The sequence below is a fragment of the Rhizobium sp. N324 genome (genome assembly GCF_001664485.1).
Taxonomy (GTDB): Bacteria; Pseudomonadota; Alphaproteobacteria; order Rhizobiales; family Rhizobiaceae; genus Rhizobium.
Genome location: NZ_CP013630.1, coordinates 1,124,493 through 1,140,887 on the forward strand (window position 1 = coordinate 1,124,493; position 16,395 = coordinate 1,140,887).

The 16,395-nt window shown below is 61.9% G+C and carries 20 protein-coding genes; 11 read left to right on the plus strand and 9 right to left on the minus strand.

The features are described 5' to 3' along the window. Positions 1 to 148: 148 nt before the first annotated feature. The 4 genes from AMK05_RS05335 to AMK05_RS05350 all read right to left on the minus strand — a co-directional run bounded on the left by AMK05_RS05335 (position 149) and on the right by AMK05_RS05350 (position 3,514). Complete coding sequence (locus AMK05_RS05335; protein WP_064837185.1) at positions 149 to 1,963, minus strand: HAMP domain-containing methyl-accepting chemotaxis protein; 1,815 nt, start codon at positions 1,961 to 1,963, stop codon at positions 149 to 151. A gap of 128 nt (positions 1,964 to 2,091) precedes the next feature. After that, the gene (locus AMK05_RS05340; RefSeq protein WP_064837187.1) at positions 2,092 to 2,535 is read right to left on the minus strand and encodes a hypothetical protein; all 444 of its coding nucleotides are present in this window, start codon (positions 2,533 to 2,535) and stop codon (positions 2,092 to 2,094) included. Positions 2,536 to 2,544: 9 nt separating this feature from the next. Next, positions 2,545 to 2,889 carry a hypothetical protein gene (locus AMK05_RS05345; RefSeq protein WP_064837189.1) on the minus strand — a complete coding sequence of 115 codons (345 nt, stop codon included), beginning with the start codon at positions 2,887 to 2,889 and terminating at the stop codon, positions 2,545 to 2,547. A 52-nt stretch (positions 2,890 to 2,941) separates the two neighbouring features. Then, positions 2,942 to 3,514, minus strand: coding sequence for a hypothetical protein (locus AMK05_RS05350; RefSeq protein ID WP_064837191.1), 573 nt, complete (start codon positions 3,512 to 3,514; stop codon positions 2,942 to 2,944). A 228-nt stretch (positions 3,515 to 3,742) separates the two neighbouring features. Here AMK05_RS05350 and AMK05_RS05355 point away from each other — a divergent pair, with 228 nt between their 5' ends. Together AMK05_RS05355 and AMK05_RS05360 are read left to right on the plus strand one after the other, a co-directional pair. Continuing rightward, a complete protein-coding gene (locus AMK05_RS05355; protein WP_064837193.1) occupies positions 3,743 to 3,958 on the plus strand; it encodes a hypothetical protein in 216 nt (71 codons plus the stop codon). A gap of 255 nt (positions 3,959 to 4,213) precedes the next feature. Next, positions 4,214 to 4,645, plus strand: a complete 432-nt coding sequence (locus tag AMK05_RS05360; protein WP_237352174.1) for a hypothetical protein — start codon at positions 4,214 to 4,216, stop codon at positions 4,643 to 4,645. A 46-nt stretch (positions 4,646 to 4,691) separates the two neighbouring features. On the opposite strand, the gene AMK05_RS05365 is transcribed toward AMK05_RS05360, so the two are convergent. Continuing rightward, the gene (locus AMK05_RS05365) at positions 4,692 to 5,378 is read right to left on the minus strand and encodes an ArsR/SmtB family transcription factor (RefSeq protein ID WP_064837197.1); all 687 of its coding nucleotides are present in this window, start codon (positions 5,376 to 5,378) and stop codon (positions 4,692 to 4,694) included. 69 nt (positions 5,379 to 5,447) lie between these two features. Here AMK05_RS05365 and AMK05_RS05370 point away from each other — a divergent pair, with 69 nt between their 5' ends. From AMK05_RS05370 to AMK05_RS05385, 4 genes are all read left to right on the plus strand, one after another. After that, positions 5,448 to 5,777 (plus strand): NIPSNAP family protein, encoded by a 330-nt coding sequence (locus tag AMK05_RS05370; protein WP_064837199.1) that lies wholly within the window; start codon positions 5,448 to 5,450, stop codon positions 5,775 to 5,777. Next, positions 5,774 to 6,124 (plus strand): antibiotic biosynthesis monooxygenase family protein, encoded by a 351-nt coding sequence (locus AMK05_RS05375; RefSeq protein ID WP_064837201.1) that lies wholly within the window; start codon positions 5,774 to 5,776, stop codon positions 6,122 to 6,124. Before AMK05_RS05370 ends, AMK05_RS05375 begins: the two co-directional genes overlap by 4 nt. Continuing rightward, positions 6,111 to 6,638 (plus strand): hypothetical protein, encoded by a 528-nt coding sequence (locus AMK05_RS05380; protein ID WP_237352175.1) that lies wholly within the window; start codon positions 6,111 to 6,113, stop codon positions 6,636 to 6,638. The genes AMK05_RS05375 and AMK05_RS05380 overlap by 14 nt, the downstream gene beginning before the upstream one ends. A 459-nt stretch (positions 6,639 to 7,097) precedes the next feature. Next, positions 7,098 to 8,240 carry a site-specific DNA-methyltransferase gene (locus AMK05_RS05385; RefSeq protein ID WP_064837203.1) on the plus strand — a complete coding sequence of 381 codons (1,143 nt, stop codon included), beginning with the start codon at positions 7,098 to 7,100 and terminating at the stop codon, positions 8,238 to 8,240. A 112-nt stretch (positions 8,241 to 8,352) separates the two neighbouring features. Here the strand turns inward: AMK05_RS05385 and AMK05_RS05390 are convergent, their stop codons facing one another. The 3 genes from AMK05_RS05390 to mutY are packed head-to-tail and all read right to left on the minus strand — an operon-like array spanning position 8,353 to position 10,443. Continuing rightward, positions 8,353 to 8,718, minus strand: a complete 366-nt coding sequence (locus AMK05_RS05390) for a nuclear transport factor 2 family protein (RefSeq protein WP_064837205.1) — start codon at positions 8,716 to 8,718, stop codon at positions 8,353 to 8,355. 4 nt (positions 8,719 to 8,722) lie between these two features. Then, positions 8,723 to 9,337: an HAD family hydrolase gene (locus AMK05_RS05395; RefSeq protein WP_064837207.1), complete on the minus strand. Its 615-nt coding sequence runs from the start codon at positions 9,335 to 9,337 to the stop codon at positions 8,723 to 8,725. Beyond that, positions 9,334 to 10,443, minus strand: a complete 1,110-nt coding sequence (gene mutY / locus AMK05_RS05400; protein WP_064837209.1) for an A/G-specific adenine glycosylase — start codon at positions 10,441 to 10,443, stop codon at positions 9,334 to 9,336. The genes AMK05_RS05395 and mutY overlap by 4 nt, the downstream gene beginning before the upstream one ends. A 108-nt stretch (positions 10,444 to 10,551) precedes the next feature. On the opposite strand from mutY, the gene AMK05_RS05405 reads away from it, so the two are divergent. After that, the gene (locus tag AMK05_RS05405) at positions 10,552 to 11,052 is read left to right on the plus strand and encodes a DUF721 domain-containing protein (protein ID WP_064837211.1); all 501 of its coding nucleotides are present in this window, start codon (positions 10,552 to 10,554) and stop codon (positions 11,050 to 11,052) included. A 40-nt stretch (positions 11,053 to 11,092) separates the two neighbouring features. On the opposite strand, the gene AMK05_RS05410 is transcribed toward AMK05_RS05405, so the two are convergent. Continuing rightward, complete coding sequence (locus tag AMK05_RS05410; protein ID WP_064837213.1) at positions 11,093 to 11,536, minus strand: RbsD/FucU family protein; 444 nt, start codon at positions 11,534 to 11,536, stop codon at positions 11,093 to 11,095. A gap of 237 nt (positions 11,537 to 11,773) precedes the next feature. Here AMK05_RS05410 and AMK05_RS05415 point away from each other — a divergent pair, with 237 nt between their 5' ends. From AMK05_RS05415 to AMK05_RS05430, 4 genes are read left to right on the plus strand one after another with little or no spacing between them, the layout of a single operon-like run. Beyond that, the gene (locus tag AMK05_RS05415; RefSeq protein ID WP_064837215.1) at positions 11,774 to 12,778 is read left to right on the plus strand and encodes a LacI family DNA-binding transcriptional regulator; all 1,005 of its coding nucleotides are present in this window, start codon (positions 11,774 to 11,776) and stop codon (positions 12,776 to 12,778) included. Beyond that, a complete protein-coding gene (locus AMK05_RS05420; protein WP_064837217.1) occupies positions 12,779 to 14,266 on the plus strand; it encodes a sugar ABC transporter ATP-binding protein in 1,488 nt (495 codons plus the stop codon). It begins immediately after the preceding gene. Positions 14,267 to 14,279: 13 nt separating this feature from the next. After that, complete coding sequence (locus tag AMK05_RS05425) at positions 14,280 to 15,215, plus strand: ABC transporter permease (RefSeq protein ID WP_064837219.1); 936 nt, start codon at positions 14,280 to 14,282, stop codon at positions 15,213 to 15,215. A 26-nt stretch (positions 15,216 to 15,241) separates the two neighbouring features. Continuing rightward, positions 15,242 to 16,243, plus strand: coding sequence for a substrate-binding domain-containing protein (locus AMK05_RS05430; RefSeq protein WP_064837221.1), 1,002 nt, complete (start codon positions 15,242 to 15,244; stop codon positions 16,241 to 16,243). Positions 16,244 to 16,395: the final 152 nt, after the last annotated feature.

Below are 16,395 nucleotides of genomic sequence, written 5' to 3' on the forward strand. Positions count from 1 at the left end.
GCCTTGCTACAAATCTGGGCTGGAAATCTGGGTCTTGTCCGGGGATGCAGCGGCTTTACACGATGCCCGCCCAAAGCTCAACCTGATCTCAAGCATGGCTGCGATGCGGCAAGCGACCGGCTCCATGGTCGCTGCCGGATCGCTGCCGTCAAGCCGCCCGTCGTGCGAATTGCGCCGACGCCGTCGCGCGCAGCTTGAAGCGGGAAACGAGTTCGCGCAGCTTGGCGGCTTCCTCAGCCAGGTGGCCGGATGCGGCGGTCGATTGTTCGACCATGGCCGCGTTTTGCTGGGTCACCTGATCCATCGAATTGACGGCGGTGTTGACCTCGGCAAGGCCGGTCGACTGCTCCCTTGCCGATACGGCGATGGCATCCATGTGCTGGTTGATGCGGGCGATCTGTTCGCTGATGGCGCTCAGCACCTGGCTGGTGTCGAGAACCAGCTTGACACCGCTTTCCACTTCCACCGAGGATTTCTGGATGTGGCCCTTGATTTCCTTTGCCGCCTGAGCCGAGCGCTGGGCGAGTTCGCGCACTTCCTGGGCGACCACTGCAAAGCCCTTGCCGGCTTCTCCAGCGCGCGCCGCTTCGACGCCGGCGTTCAGTGCCAGCAGATTGGTCTGGAAGGCGATTTCGTCGATCACGCCGATAATGCTGGAAATCTGCTGCGACGAGGCCTCGATGCGGCGCATGGCTTCTTCGGCATGCGAGACCACCTCCGCGGATTTGGCGGCATTGCGGTTGGCGTCCGTCGCTTCGGTGCGCGCCTCTTCGGTGCGCTTGCTGGAATTCGAGACATTGGCGGTGATCTGATCGAGCGCCGCGGCGGTTTCTTCGAGAGCGGCGGCCTGCTGTTCGGTGCGTTTCGACAGATCGCCGGCCCCCGATGCAATTTCCCGCGTGCCTTCGTCGATTGCGGCAATGGCCGTCGCGATGGCGCCGAGCGTCTGGTCGAGCTGGCGGATCGACATGTTGAAATCATGCCGGAGGCTCTCGAAATCAGCCGCGAAAGGCTCCTCGATCTGGAAGGCGAGATCGCCCGAGGCAAGCCGCTTCAGGCCTGCGGCAAGGCCGGATGTCGCCGCCCGCAGCCGTGCGGCGACATCCTCGTCGGCCTGTTTGCGGGCGGTGACCCGCTCGCTTTCGCCCTGCAAGCGGGCAGTCTCGGCGTCCTGCTCGAGCTGCTTGTTGGCGATTGCCGCCTGCCGGAAGACCTCGACAGCCGATGCCATCGTGCCGATTTCATCGGTGCGGCCGATGCCAGCGCAGGCAATCGCCGTGTCGCCGCCGGCGAGCCTTTGCATATCGTTGGAAAGCGAAAGGATCGGCTTGGTGACGCTCCTTCGCGTCAGGAAATAAAGGCCGAAAGCGAACAACGCGGCCGCGGCCAGAAGGGCTTTGAGAGTGATATCGACCGAGGCTTTGATGTCGGCATTATGCTTGGAAATATCGTCCGATACGGCGGTGATCTGATCCCCGGCCTGTTCCATGGCGGTTTCCAATGTCGAGAACTGCTGCATGAATTCCGGCAGCGCCTTCAACGCTGCCGCCGGATCCTTGCCCGCAAGATCGACCATCTTCGTGGCGCTTTCCACATAGCCGAGCAGCGGACGCTCAATGTCGGCAAGGACCGCTTTCGTTTTTGCGTCGGAGACGAGGGCCTTGTTGGCGTCGATCATCTCGCGGAACGATGTCTCGTGCTCCGCCAGATCCGCCTTCACCGCGGCGGCGTCTATGCCGGCCGCCGGGTTGGATGCCAGCAAGGATGCGAGCACGTCGGCGCGCAGCGCATCATGCATCATATCGGCCTGCATGTGGTTGCGCAGAATTTGCGCCGACTGGGCGACATCGGCGCTGTTTGCCGAAAGGGTGGCGGCAGACCAGATGCCGACGCCCGTCGCGCCGCCCGCCAACCCGAAAATCGCGATACTTGCAATGATAATCTTATGCTGGATCGACGGCATGTCGGCTTCTCACGTTGAATTTGAGGCGTGATAGTATCGAAACATGCTTAATGATTTCGTAGCGACCTCTCGCAAGGCGGCCGGCGAGGAAAAGGGCTCGCCGGTGTTCGCCGGCGAGCCCATCTAACCTACTGCTCCGGCAGGATGATCTTCTGATTGGTGGTATTCTTGACCGGCTTTTCGCCGGGGACATGCGACATGGTCCGGGTCGTGCTTTCCAGCGCGCTGCCATCGGTGCTGGTCTTGGTGCGGGATTTGCTGAACGTGCCTTTGTCGACGGCCTGGGCTTTGGTTTGCGCCTTGAGCTTGTCGCCATTGTCGTTGACATGGGTTTTGCTCTGCGCTTTGCCGTCGACGGTGGCGGCACTTCCCCCCGACCCGATCGAGGAGGTGGTGCCGCCATCGGTCCGGCAGGTGCCGGCGGTTCCGACTGAGCTTGCCGAGGTGCCGCCGGCCGAAGCGCTTCCGCCCGACCCCACCGTCCCGGCCGCAATGCAATCCTCTGCAAGAACCGCCGAACTCGACGCGAGCAGCGCGATCGAGGCGGCTGCGATAAGGTTGAGATGTGTCATTGTCCTCTCCTATTTCGTCGGTTTCGTCACGGAGCAGGTTCCGTCGGAACGTTTGGTGATGACGGTGCCGTCAGGCCTTGTGATGCTTGCCGTCGAAAAACTGTCGACGCTTCCCGATCCCGCCGAGGAGCCGGCGGAGGCGGATGACGACGAGGAGCCGGCCGAGCCGCTGCCTGTTGTGGTCGACGAAGACACGTGTCCGTTGCCGGCCGTCACGGTGGTCGACATATCGCCTGCCTGCGACTGGACGATCGTGCATGTCGTTCCGTCGTCGAGCTTGATTTCCTCGGCCATCGCATGCCCGAAGACCAGCACCAGCGAGGCGCTCAGTGCGATTGTGGAAAGTTGGGTCATTGTCCTATCTCCAAGGGTTTGGCCGACGCCGCAAAGGCGCCGGCCGATAGCGTCAGCAGCCCTTGGTGCCGGCGGCGTCCTTCTTGACCTGGCCCGGCGCGCAGCCCTTCTTGCCCTTGCTGTCGTGCGAGGTTCCGGCAGCACTGCCGCCGGTGCCGACGGTGCTGCCCGTCTTGTCGCCGTCCGCAGAGGAAGCGCCGGTTCCGACACTCGAGGCGGAGTTCGCATCGCCCGAGCCTGCGGCGGAACCGCCGGTGCCGACCGAGCTGCTGGACGTGCCGCCGCCGGCCGAGGAACCGCCCGTGCCGAGCGTCGAGGCAGAACCCGAACCGGATCCGGAGCCCGCGGCCGAGCCGCCGGTGCCGACGGTGCTGCTCGAGGTGCCGCCACCAGCCGACGAGCCGCCGGTGCCGATCGTCGAGGACGAGCCGGAATTGCAATTGGTTGCGCCAGCGGGGCAGGTGCCCCCGGCAGAGCTGCCACCAGTACCGACCGTGCTGCTCGCAGTTCCGCCGCCGGCCGACGAACCGCCGGTGCCAACCGTGCTTGACGATTGCGCGAAGCCGGAAACGGTCGTGCCGGCCAGCAAGGCCGCAGCCAAGGCGAGATGGGTTACCTTCATCATGGGGTATTCCTCCGTTTGTTTTTGAGCTGCCATCCCATCCCGAGCGGATGGATAGCTGCCTGACAAACTTCGGTTACATCTCACTGTTCCTGTCCTGGGCATTCAGTCGGATAGGCGCCGGACCTTGGTCCGGTCCCCGCGGAACACCGGCTCCCGTCTGGCGCGCCACCGTTCTCATTGCGGGCTCACCGGCTTGGGCGTACGATGCAAGGCAATAGGAGAGGGACCATGAGGCTGTCAGCTCTTGTTCGATCGGCCGCAGCCGTAGCGCTGCTCTTTGTCTTCACATCCACCGACGTCACCGCCAAGGGCGGCAAGCATCACAGAAGCTGTGCGGAGCTGCAGGCGATGAAGGATCATGGTCTGACCGGCGGTAAACATGCCGGCGACGGGCCCGAGAAAAGGGCAAAGATCGAAAGGAAGATGAGGAAGAAAGGCTGTTAGGCCGACGAAGCCGCCGACAGTTTCGCAGTGGAGGCAAAGCCAGCCAACGTCGCTCTATCAGCGCGTGTGCATAGCGGCGCCAAACTCGATCGATGCGAGTGCGAAAGCGATGAATTCCGCTTGATCGCCGGTGAGCGGCATTCCCAGGACTACCTTTGGAATTTTCATGCACTAGATGGCGCTCGGGAAGAGGAAGCCACCGCCGCCATGGAGGGAGAAGCGGCACGCCGAAAAATGGACGAAGAGGAAGACTGCATGACGATCGAGGACATCATCGAGACCTTGGAAAAGACGGATATGCCCGACGGCCGGATCGACGCCTTCATCACCTGCGCCTTCTTGTTGAAGCAGCTCCGGCCGGCCGAGCCGAAGGATTTCGACGGTCCCCACGATTACATGCCGAGCAGCATCAGGTCGCAGCACGGCTTCCTGATGGCGCGGCCTTTCACCCATGACGTCAATCACGCCATCGATCTCTGCCGGGAAGTCCGGCCGGATGCGGTCTGGCACCTCGCCCGCGGCCGCCAGACTTCGGATGATTGCCTCTACGGTGCCCAGCTGCGCGCGATCAATGGCGGCGAAAGCGTGCTCGGCGAAGCCGAGAGCAATCACGCCGCACTGGCGCTGACGCTTGCGGCGCTGCGGGCGCATGTGCGGCAGGAAAGCGAAAAGAGGGCAGGGGCGTAACGACGCGCCGGCCCGTATGGCAGCCTATTGAAGATCCGCAGCAAGTCTACGCATCGACCGGAAAAAGCATTAGAAACTGCCGGTCGCCTTCGGGCGAGAAGAGGATCGAGCGGCTTTCGGCCGTGCGCCGCGCCCAGCCCTTGTCGAGGAAATTTGACAGCAGCGCCTTGCCGAGGCTGCCGGCTAGATGGGCGCGTCTTTCGCTCCAGTCGAGGCAGGAGCGGCAAAGCGGGCGGCGCGACGATCGAAGCGCACCGGCATCGATACCGATGCATTTGAGATCGCTTTCGCCCTTTTCGGTCAGAGACAGCCCGTCGCCGACCGCGTCGATCGCGCCTGAGGCAATCAGGCTGTCGAGCATGCGCACGCCGTAATCGCCGGCGAGATGATCGTAGCAGATGCGCGCCTTGCGCAGCGCCGGCTCCTTCGGCCCCGGCCGGTGGCGCAGATGCCCGCGCCCGGCGGCAAAGCCCATCATGCTTTCGATCAGTCGGGCGACGGCTTCGTCGGCCAGCGTGAAATAGCGGTGGCGCCCCTGCTTGCGCTGGGCAAGCAGCCCGCCGGCTTCAAGCTTGGAGAGATGGGTGCTCGCCGTCTGCACCGTGATGCCGCCGACGCCGGCGAGCTCGGTCGCCGTCAATGCGCGGCCGCCGGTCAGCGCCGCCAGCATGTTGGCGCGGGCGGGATCGCCGATGAGCGCGCCGATCTGCGCAATGTCAGGACCTTCCTTCATACTTCGATCGTAACCGAAGCATCGCCGTCAGGCAATGTGCGAAAACGGACAGGCACAAAGGAGAACCCGATGATCACCTGCTTCATCCGCTATCAGATCGACCCCTTCAAGAAAGAGGCCTTTGCCGAATATGCCCGCAACTGGGGTCAGGCCATCCCTCGGAACGGCGCTGACCTGATCGGCTATTTCGGCCCGCACGAGGGATCGGCGACGACCGCCTACGGCGTCTACAACATCGAAAGCCTCACCGCCTACGAAGCCTATCGCGCCAGGCTGGCCGCCGATCCGCTTGGCCGCGACAATTACGAATTCGCCAGGCGCGAAGCCTTCATTCTCAAGGAGGACCGCATCTTCCTCAAAAACGTCTCCGCTCCTCACGCCAGGCTGGTGCTGCCATGATCGCCGTCATCTTCGAAGTCGTGCCCTATATGGGCGAACGCCACAAATATCTCGATCTCGCCGGCGAATTGCGATCCGAGCTCGAAAAGATCGACGGTTTCATCTCGATCGAGCGTTTCGAGAGCCTGAGCAACCGCGGCAAGCTGCTGTCGCTTTCCTTCTTCCGCGACGAGGAAGCCGTCCGCAACTGGCGCAATCTCGAAGCCCATCGCGCCGCCCAGCAGGCCGGCCGCGGCGGCATCTTCGCCGATTACCGCCTGCGCATCGCCAGTGTCCTGCGTGATTACGGCATGTTCGAACGCGACGAGGCGCCGGCGGATAGCCGCAAGGTGCATGATGCGGCGTGAGGTCGAGAGCGAGCGCATCCCGCGCGGTCGCCAGGCTGGCGCTGTGAAAACTGCAGTTGGCGCAACCCGTTCGAACTATACGCGTGACAATGAATTTATTTCGTCTATCAAAATGGAGAAAATCTATCTGCAGTTTAAATATCAAACAGCGGAAAATCATATCGTGTGGGCTTCAAAGATAATAAAATTTATATGGGCGGCTATATTTTCATTTATCTACATTGTCTTAGCGTTCTTCGTAATTTCGACGGCTCTCATGTTCATCCAGAATCCTGATTTCATTGGGGTGACATTCCCAGAGCGAGCAATCTCAGATGCCGCGCGCTTAACCGGCCGAAGTAAAAATGAAATCGACGGTGGATGCAGCATGAAAGGCAGCTATTTTGATAAGCAAGTTACCTGCGACATGAGGAGAGTGCAGGGTAATAAGATAACGGACACTGTGCTGTTGGAGTATAGGGTGATGTTTGACACGATCATGAGTTTTAACGACATCCGGGAAAATCTTGAATAAAGAGATGTTTGACGTGGTTGCGGCCATCTCCGCCGGCCAGCTTGGCTGTTACCCACAGCGCTCCGGTCCTGCTAGTGATTGCCCCTCACCCTAACCCTCTCCCCGTTCTGACGGGGAGAGGGGGCGTGCCCTGCGAGGGGCTGGAGAGAGACGGAGAGGTCGCGGCATGTCCCCTTCGCCCCGTTTACGGGGAGAAGGTGGCGGCAGCCGGATGAGGGGCGGCCCTCGCCGATCTCCTAGGCCGGGAGTATTGAGCTCCTGTTCGTGTCCCCGACCAGCGAAAAACGCCGCAACCCAAAGACAATCAATGTCTTCCGTCCGGCCCCGCATCTTTTAACTGGACAGCAGTGATTGTCGCCCGAATAAATTCCCGAAATCGGCCACCCCTTCAGGCTTTGGTAACTAAGTTGCGTAACCATAACGGAGAGTTAAGCGTCAAGCGTATGAGTGAGTATCAGAATGGCATCAGTTTTTCCGCTTGCCGACCTCAAGGCATCCATCAGGTCGGGTTCCCGGCCGGATTCTTGGGTCGACACGATTATCAAGGGTGATTGCGTCAGCGCCCTTGAAGCTTTGCCCAACCACTCCGTCGATGTCATCTTCGCCGACCCGCCGTATAATCTTCAGCTCGGCGGAACGCTGCATCGTCCCGATCAGTCGCTGGTCGATGCCGTCGATGACGAATGGGACCAGTTCGCCTCCTTCGAGGCCTATGACGCCTTCACCCGCGCCTGGCTGCTCGCCTGCCGCCGCGTCTTGAAGCCGACGGGCTCGATCTGGGTGATCGGCTCCTACCACAACATCTTCCGTGTCGGCGCCACGCTGCAGGATCTGAACTTCTGGATCCTCAACGACATCATCTGGCGCAAGACCAATCCGATGCCGAATTTCAAGGGCCGCCGGTTCCAGAACGCCCATGAGACGATGATCTGGGCAAGCCCCAATGCCAAGGCCAAGGGCTACACCTTCAATTACGATGCGATGAAGGCCGCCAATGACGACGTGCAGATGCGCTCCGACTGGCTGTTCCCGATCTGCAACGGCAATGAGCGGCTGAAGGGCGAGGACGGCAAGAAGGTGCATCCGACCCAGAAGCCGGAAGCGCTGCTCGCCCGCGTCATCATGGCCTCGACCAAGCCTGGCGATATCGTGCTCGATCCCTTCTTCGGCTCGGGAACGACGGGCGCCGTCGCCAAGCGTCTCGGCCGTCACTTCGTCGGTATCGAGCGCGAGCAGGATTATATCGATGCGGCATCCGCCCGCATCGCCGCCGTCGAGCCGCTGGGCAAGGCGGAACTGACCGTCATGACCGGCAAGAAGGCCGAAGTTCGCGTCGCCTTCAACGTGCTTGTGGAAAGCGGCCTGATCAAACCCGGCCAGGTACTGACCGATGCCAAACGCCGCTACAGCGCCATCGTGCGCGCTGACGGCACCGTGGCGTCAGGCGGCGACGCCGGCTCTATTCATCGTCTCGGCGCCAAGGTGCAGGGTCTCGATGCATGCAACGGATGGACCTTCTGGCATTTCGAAGACGGGCAGTCCCTGCGCCCGATCGACGATCTCAGGTCCGTCATCCGCAGTGATCTGACAAAGGTGGAGTGAGCACCGCCTCCAGCAGATCGAAATACCTTCTTCCGGTTTCCCTCCAGTTGCGGAAGAAGGCTAAGGCGCCCGGGGCTCGAACCCCGGGCGTCTTCTATTTTAGAAATCCCAATCAGAACTGTTTGTAGTCGGTGACGTCGACGCGAGTGATGCGACCCTCGCCATTGAAGGTGATCGTCTCCTCGCCCTCGCGGATCAGCGGCTTACCCGTCTTGCTGTGGGTGGCGCTGAGAGACCAGACCGCCCGGCCGGATAGCGGCGTCAGCGTCTCCACCAGCGAATTTTCCGCCGTCTGATCGGGATAGTCGTCGAAATATTTTCGGAAGGCGGCCATGATCTCAGCCCGTCCGGCAAGACTGCCGACGCCGTTCGAGACATAGGTGGCGTCTTCGGCGAAATAGCCCTCGATCACGCGAAAATCCAGCGCGTTGATCGCGGCGTGAAAGCGTTCGATTTCCTCTGCCGGGTCGAAAGCCATGGGTTCAGACCTTCACGCCGTAAGCGGCAAGATCGCTGCGCAGCTTCTCCGCGCCTGAAAACAGCACCGCGTTCCAGCCGAATTCCTTGGCGCCTTCGACATTAACAGGCGCATCGTCGATGAAGATCGTCGCCTTGGGGTCGAGGCCGAAGCTGTTCGTATGGCTCTCGTAGATGGCGAGATCCGGCTTGATCAGGCCGACATCGCCGGAAACGGTGACGCCGCGCGGCTTGGTCAGGAAGGGGAAACGCGCCTGCGCCTCGCGAAAAGTGTCGGAGGCGAAGTTGGTCAGCATCGTCACGTCGCGCCCTTCGGCGATCAGCCCTTCCATGATCGCGACGCTGTCGTCATAGGCGTGCGGCACCATCTCGTGCCAATATTTGCGGAAGGCACGGATATGTTCCTCGCGGGCAGGGTGCTCGGCAATCAGCAGCGCTTCGGCCTCCGCCCAGGTGCGGCCGCGGTCCTGCTCGATATTCCAGTCATGGGTGCAGATGTTGGCGAAGAACCAGTTGCGCTCGGTCTCGTCGGGAATGAGCCGGCTGAAGGGAAGATTCGGATCGTAATGAATGAGGACTTTGCCGATATCGAAAACAATATGCTTTATCTTGGTGGTCATGGTCGTCCCTTGGATGTTTTGAACGCGCGAGGAATAGCCGTTGCGATCGCTTTTTTCATGACGGTCGGCAAGGCCTGCGCCTCAAGATTTGTAACCGGCTCCCACCATTCGTCATTCATATCGCCCTTCGTTTTTGGCCTGCCGCCGATCGCCGTCCGCCAGATCGACAGCCTGAGCTCGAAATGGGTGAAGACATGGATGACGGTGCCGCAGGCCTGCCAGGCCGCCTCGAAGGGCGCGGCCGCAGAAGACGTCTCGCCGTCGATGCGCGCCGTCCACCCCGTCGTCGGCACCTCGGTCATGCCGCCGAGCAGGCCGCTTTCGGCGCGCCGCCTGAGCAGGATCTCGCCATCCTCAGTCACCGCGATGAAGGCCGCACCCTGCCGCACCGGCTTCTCCTTCTTCGCCGCCTTGACGGGGAAGAGCTCGGGACCGGAAAGCTTCAGCGCCTCGCAGGCGCCGCGGAACGGACAGAGCGAACAGGCCGGCCGCTTCGGCGTGCAGATCGTCGCGCCGAGATCCATCATCGCCTGGGCGAAATCGCCGGGCCGGCTCGCCGGCGTCAGCAGCGCCACCTTTTGCTTCATCAGCGGCTTGGCGACCGGCAGCGGCGTGTCGATCGCATAAAGCCTGGAGATCACCCGCTCGACATTGCCGTCCATCACCGCCGCCTGCCGGTCGAAGGCGATGGCGGCGACGGCGGCGGCCGTATAATCACCGATGCCGGGCAGCGACTTCAGCCCTTCTTCGGTATCGGGAAAGATGCCGCCATGCTCTTTCGCCACCGCCTCGGCGCATTTCTTCAGGTTGCGGGCTCGCGCGTAATAGCCGAGCCCGGCCCAGGCGGCCATGACGGCGTCGTTCTCGGCCACGGCCAGATCAGTCACCGCAGGCCAGCGTTCGAGAAACCTGGCGAAATAGGGTTTGACCGCCTGCACCGTTGTTTGCTGCAGCATCACCTCCGACAGCCAGATGTGATAGGGATCGGGCTTGGCGCCACGCGCCGCCATGCCGGGCGAAACGCGCCAGGGCAGGTTGCGGTGATGCCGGTCGTACCAGTCGAGCAGGGGCTGTGCGGAGGGCGTGTCGGGTGTGGTGATCGTCATGATTTGCCGGGATCGCGGGAAGTGCCTATACTTGGCGAAGCAATGCCGCGCGATCAAGCCGGTGATGCGAATTGCCTGTGCGATTGGCAGAGGTGTCCAAGGGTTTCGATGAGTTCTCCACGCAAAGGTGCAAAGCAGATTTCCGAGCTGGCGAACGGGCTGATCGATCCCGTCCTGGCGCGCCGCGCCGGCATCAACACGGCGCTGCTCGGCTCGTGGAGCGAAATCGCCGGCGAGGATTTCGCCGATTGCACCCGGCCGGAAAAGATCGCCTGGGCCCGCGGCGGCGGCGATGACGGCAGCTTCCGCCCCGGCGTGCTGACGATCGCCTGCGAAGGCGCGCGCGCGCTATTTCTCACCCATGCCCAAGGCGAACTCATCCAGCGCATCAACAGCTTCTTCGGCTTTTCCGCCGTCCACCAGATCCGCATCGTCCAGAAGCCGGTTTCCCAAGCAGCTCGCCGCTCCCGCACCCCGCCGCCGCTGAAGGGCGAGGCCGCCCGCAAGCTCGAAGGCATGATGGAGGGCATCGAGGGCGACAAGCTGCGCCAGGCGATCCAGCGCTTGGGGACCGCGGTGATGGGCAAGCGGGGGAGCGGTCGCCCATGAGCAAGACGCGCTACGCTGCAGAGCATCACCGCGACCGCCGCTAAACGACACCCTTCTTCAGGATGAAATTGCCATAGGGCCGTATTTCCCCTGTCTGAACCACCGCAAAGCAGGATTCAGCCATCGGATAATAGGCGAAGCGCTCGATCGGCCTGCTCGTGATGCTGCGCTTTTCCGCCCCCGAGCAGAGCAATTCCACGTCCGCATGAACGGATAGCATGATGCCGGGTTGATCCGGATCCTCCATGTGCATGAGCGGCTGTTCGACGAAGTGATCGAGCGGCATGACCGCCAGGATCGCCTCTATGGCATCTGTGGCGCTGGCCGCGTTCATCGATACGAGTTTGCCGCTGACGGTCTTTTTCGACACGCGGCAGGCCGAGAAATTCTTGTCGACGATGGCGATCTCGTCGCCATGGCCCATCGCGCTCAATATCCACAAAAGATCCGGGCAAAGAATCCCGGGAATGTTTTTCAGTGCCATCTTCGTTCCTCCCTTTGAACCCGTATAGCACATAAAGTGACGAAGAAAACGCTTGCGCAAACGTTTCGATAGCCATATATCGGTTTCAACCATTTCATTGGAGGATGAAATAGGTCGGTGACCGCCGAGGCTGGGGAGGCCTGTTCGAGGTCGGTTCAATCTTTCGAATTTGTTCTGGGAGTTGATGCGGCAGCAGTCTGAAGCTGCGCGTCAGGCGTATTGGCGAGGTCTGCAATCATGGCGACAATCACTGATGTTGCGCGCGTCGCGGGCGTCTCGGTCTCCACCGTGTCGCACGTCGTCAACGGCACCCGGCATGTGAACGAAGCGACGGCCGCACTCGTCAGAGACGCCATCCAAAGCCTCGGATTCGTGCCGAACGCGGTGGCACGCTCGCTGGTGCGATCCTCGACCGACGCCGTCGGTATCGCGATCTCGATCAGCACCAACTACTATTTCAACGATATCGTCTCCTCCATCGAGCGAGCTTGCGCGGCCATCGGGCAGCTCGTATTTCTTTGCGACACGCAGAACGATCCTGAGACCGAGCTGAAGCTGGTCCGCGAACTCGTTCAGCGGCGCGTGGATGGGGTGATTCTGGCTCCATCAAGCGATCCGGAAAACCGCGCCGTCGACTATCTCAAATCCGCTCGCATGCCCTTCGTGCTCGTCGACCGTCTGACGGTTGCCGATGCGGATGGGGTTTGCCTGGACAACGAGGCGGCGATGGAGACGCTGATCGACCATCTTGTGGGCCACGGTCACCGTCGCATCGGCCTCATCGCCGGCGAACCCGGGCTGCTCTCCACGATCGAACGCGTGCGTGGATATGTCGGCGCCATGCGCAAGCACGGGCTCGAGATCGATCGCAGTCTGATGAGCGAAGGCAATGCGAACAGTGCGGATGCCCGCCAATCGGCGTTTGACATCCTAAGCAGGGCGGACCGGCCGACGGCGATCGCCTCGGGCAACAATCTGGCGACAATCGGCGTCATGCGCGCGGTGCGGGATCTTGGATTGCGCATCTCCGAGGATCTGGCGCTGATCGGCTTTGACGATTTCGACTGGGCAGACTGCTTCGAGCCGCGGCTGACCGTCATGGCGCAGCCGAGCGAGACGATCGGCATGCAGGCCGCGGAAATGCTGTCGAGGCGGATCAAATCGAGCACGGACAACCCGCGACAGGTCCGCCTGCCGGCAAAACTGGTAATTCGCCGCTCCTGCGGCTGCGGAGGGCATTAAATGACGTCGGCGCTGGCTCTTGCTGGGATCACTAAATCCTTTCCGGGCGTGCGCGCTCTGAAGGGCGTGTCGTTTTCTCTGCAGCCCGGAGAAATCAGGGCATTGGTGGGTGAGAACGGGGCCGGGAAATCGACGCTGATGAAGATCCTCTCCGGCGCCTATTCGGCCGACGAGGGGCGGATCGAGCTGTTTGGCGAAGCGGTGCTCGATCCGACGCCGGCCGGGATGATCGCGCGCGGCGTCGCGGTCATTTACCAGGAGTTGGCCCAGGCGCCGCACCTGACCGTCGCCGAAAATGTTCTGATGGGGCGGTTGCCACGCAAGGGCGCCCTGATCGACTGGGGCGAGGCAAAGCGCCGGACCGTCGAGGTCGTTGACCGGCTCGGTTTCGATGTCGATCCGACCGCTCGCATCGGCACGCTTTCCGTCGCCAAGCGGCAGATGGTGGAGATTGCCAAGGCGCTGGCGCGCAACGCCAAGATCATCGTGCTCGACGAGCCGTCGGCGGTGTTGGCGCAGGCAGAAATCGATCAGCTGTTCCGGGTCGTCCGGCAGCTGGCGCGCGAGAGCGGCGTTGCCTTCGTCTATATCTCGCATCGCCTGCGCGAAGTTTTCGAACTGAGCGATACCGTCACCGTTCTGCGCGACGGCACGGTCATCCACAACGGGCCCTCCAATGGCCTGACGACGGATGATCTCATTCGCAGCATGGTCGGCCGGGACGTCGGCGACGTCTTTCCCAAGCGCGTACCCCGGATTGGCGGGGAAGCCCTGTCCGCCAAGGGTATTTCGACGCCGGCGCTGCTCAAAAACGTCAGCATCCATGTGCGCAAGGGCGAGATCGTCGGTCTCTTCGGCCTGGCGGGCGCCGGCCGTACCGAGCTTCTGCGCGCCATCTACGGCGCTGACCCGCGTGGCGCCGGCGAGGTCAGCATCAACGGCGCGATGGCAAGCATCGGTTCGCCGCGCGCCGGCATCACCAGGGGACTCGGTCTCGTGCCGGAAGACCGCAAGACAGAGGGCCTGTTTCTGATCCAGAGCGTCGGCTTCAACATCATGTCGGCCAGCCTCGCGCAGATCGTCCGTTTCGGGCTTCTGTCCCTTCGCCGCGAACGCAAAATAGTGAGCGGTCTGATCGAGCGATTGCGGATCAGGACGCCGAACGCCGCAGCAGCGACGCAGAACCTTTCGGGCGGCAATCAGCAGAAATGCGTGCTGGCGAGGCTTGTCAGCGCGGGATGCGAGATCCTGCTGGCCGACGAGCCCACACGCGGGGTCGATGTCGGGGCCAAGCGCGAGATCTACGACCTGCTGGTCGAACTCGCGGAATCCCGCGGACTGGCGATCGTCATGGCTTCTTCCGAACTGCCGGAAATCCTTGGTCTGTGCGACCGGCTCTATGTCTTGAGAGAGGGCGAGGTAACGGCCGAACTCGACGCGCGCACGGCAACCGAAGAAGACGTCATGCACTTCGCGGCGCTACATTAATGAGGGGTCTACCATGAAGAAAAAACTTCCGCGGGGAACGGGGCTTGCCGGTGCACTGATCGTATTGATCATAGCCGCCTCGCTGATCTCCCCTCATTTTCTCAATCCTATCAATATCCTGAATGTCCTGAGACAAGTCGCCCTCTATGGGATTCTCGGCATCGGCATGACATTCGTGATCCTGACCAAGGGGATCGATCTTTCTGTGGGGTCGATCGTCGCGCTGGTTGGCGTTACCGGTGCGGTGTTGATGGAACAGGGCATGCCCATCCCCTTGATGGTGCTGATCTGCATCGCCATCGGCGCCCTTGTCGGCTGCGTCAACGGCTTCGGCATTTCCTTTTTTCGCATTCCGGCCTTCATCATGACCCTCGGCTGCATGGTCATGGTGCGCGGCTTCGCGCTGATGATCGCCGATGGCGGCACCGTCAATCCGAGCAAGCTCGCCGACAGCTTTTTCGTGCTCGGCGGGGGCTACTTGCTGGGCGTGCCGACACCGATCTACGTCTTCGCGATCGTCTGCATCGTCGCTGCCGTCGTGCTCAGCCTCACGCCGTTCGGCCGCGCCATCTATGCGGTCGGCAGCAATGAAGAGGCGGCAAGGCTCTCCGGCATCAATGTGCCGCTCGTCATCTTCAGCGTCTACATCATCTGCGGCGTGCTGGCCGCGCTTTCCGGCCTGATTTTCCTGTCCCGCCTTTCCGTCGGCGACCCGAATTCCGGCCTCGGCCTCGAACTGGAAGCAATTACGATCGCGGTGATCGGCGGCACGTCGCTGTTCGGCGGCGAAGGCACGGTTCTCGGCACGATGGGGGGCGCCATGGTCCTGGCCATCATCGCAAACATTCTCAATCTCGCAGGCGTTTCACCATTTTCACAACAGGTGGTGAAGGGCGCGATCATCGTTCTTGCCGTGCTGCTCGAAGCCGGAAGAAAAGCACGCAGGTAGCGTGTTCACCAAAGGGAGGACTTGAAATGCTTAACATCACCAGACGCATGCTCATCATCTCAGCCGGGCTCGCCACCGTGCTGACGGCTGTCCCCGCCTTCAGCGCCGACAAGATCGTCATCGGCTTTTCGCAGGCGAGTTCGAACTCGGCCCATCGCAACACGATGACCAAACGCAACCAGGCCTATGCCGCGGAGCACTTCAAGGATGTCGATCTGATCGTCACCAACGCGGAAGGCAAGTCCGCAAAGCAGATTTCGGATGTCGAAAGCCTGATGGTGCAAGGCATGAAGGTTCTGATGATTTCGGCTCAGGATGGCGCCGCCATCGCTCCGACCATCAAGCAGGTGCTGGCTGCCGGCATTCCGGTGATCACGCTCGAACGCAGTCTCGATATTCCCGTTACGCTGCATGTCGGCCCGCACAACAAACCCATCGGCACGCTTGCCGGCAAGTACATAGCCGAAGCGCTGAAGGGAAAGGGCAATGTGGTGGAGATCAAGGGCGACCCGGCTGTCGCTCCCGCGGTTGAGCGCCATGAAGGTTTTGCCGAGGCCATCGCCGGCACCGAGATCAAGGTGATCGCCGAAACTCACGCCGACTGGGACCAGGAAAAGGCGTTGAAGTTCATGGAAGACACGCTTCAGCGTTTCCCGGCCGGGCAGATCCAGGCCGTTTACGCCCATAACGACAATATGGCGTTCGGTGCGCTGCGGGCGATCCAGGCCGCCGGCCGCGACAAGGAAGGCATCCTCATCATCGGCATCGACGGCGAGAATGCCGCCATTCGTGCCGTTGCCAAGGGCGACCTGACCGCGACCTTCACCTATTCCACCGTCGCGCCGGAAGGCGTCATTGCTGCCCACGCACTTGCCACCAACGACACGGCCGCGCTTGAAAAGCTCGGAACCCTGACGAAGAAGGACGACGGCTCGATGGAGATCGAGATCGCGTCGAAGATGATCACCAAGGACAATGCCGCCGAGTTCTTCTGCAAGGGCTTCGGCGACGACCCCGAATGCAAGTGATCCGGTAGACTTCGAAGTCCGGCGCGGCAACAGACGCGCCGGACTTTGGTTTGGGATCCGAGACCATGGTTCCCAGGCTCAAGGCCTGGGATGACGGAGATTGAGGAGCGCAACAGGCTGGAGGCGCCAGTGCCGCCTATCTCTTCACCTGT